The organism is Dellaglioa sp. CoH-57-MRSF-19 (genome assembly GCF_056781975.1).
Genome location: NZ_JBXAXW010000023.1, coordinates 1 through 1189, shown reverse-complemented (window position 1 = coordinate 1189; position 1189 = coordinate 1). Strand labels below are relative to the sequence as shown.

1 protein-coding gene is annotated in these 1189 nt (G+C 52.9%); it reads right to left on the bottom strand.

Translation table 11 applies throughout. The annotated features are described in order from the left end of the window. Positions 1–777: 777 nt before the first annotated feature. Positions 778–1182, bottom strand: coding sequence for a GIY-YIG nuclease family protein (locus tag AC1RO3_RS07900; protein WP_481763916.1), 405 nt, complete (start codon positions 1180–1182; stop codon positions 778–780). Positions 1183–1189 lie beyond the last annotated feature (7 nt).

The following is a 1189-nucleotide window of genomic DNA, read 5'->3' as shown; positions in this document are numbered from 1 at the left end:
ACCATTCGAGTACTCGATTTCTGCCGCAACCTTTCGGTTAAGCGCTACTTCCCACCGATAGCGAAAATCGGCGCAGCTGCATGATACCATCACATGAAGCCGTGGGTCAAGAAAAACAATAACAGTCACGTACCGTTGTGGTTTACCGCCCGGGCCGCGTGTATTCTTGACGTAGCGTCGTTTGAATGGGTCCCATATCTTGGTCGAGTACGAGGCACATGCCACGTACCCACGCCCGAGCGAGTCCCCGGACAATGTTCCTGACGAGTCGTTAATTCGGCAGCGCCTTTCGGCAGCTACGAGTTTCCCCGCAGATCAGACTATATCTTCACCCACATGGGTGCATCCCACTTCCCATCACTTGATGGTACGGCTTACGCCTAGTCGTTGAACCTTCGCCTATACGGCGCTTGGCTGCTGATTGTCCAATCCTGCTGATTTTCAACCATCACGTTCGTCGTTTCCAACCGCGTTGTGGCCAGCAGGCTTCAGGAGATTCCAGCAATTCAGGATGACACGGGCAGGACTCTACCCCTTCTTCATGTACGTGACTTTCACGTACTTTGCGCTCTCGCGTCTGCGTTGGCTCGTCCTTTGAGCAATTTGCGGTAGGGTCAGCACGTGACCTCCTTAGTTATTTCCATCGTGTTGTTCTCCCATCATCAGAACACAGAGCTTCCTCTACCGTAAACCCACGCGCCACGCGCGCCCTGAATGTTGCGACCTTGATTCCGTATGCATCACATAGCTCTTTACGAGTTGTGTAGCACACTCCATTCACGATAATTCTGTGCGTACTTCTCGATACAGCCTTAGCCGCGATCTGCTCTGGCGTGTCCCCAGCTTTCCGCCTATCCACAACCCAATAGGATGGTACGCCCAAGTAGTCAGAAAAGGCACGGGCTGATTTATACAGCACACCCTTATACCACCTTTGCTGATGCAGGTGCGGTGCTTCTTAATAAGCCGCCGTTCAGCATCCTGTGCATCTGCGAGAACACCAGTCCACAGAGTGTGGACTTCGAAACTGTCAGCACCCTCAGCACGCAGCAGACGCTGAAAAGCCGCGCCCTCTTTTGAGGTTGCATCACTGATGTGCTGGCTTACACGATGTTTAACGGAAACAACTGTAACGCCAATGTAAACATAACGCGCCCGCTTGGGTGACCACCAACCATACACGAAGGCC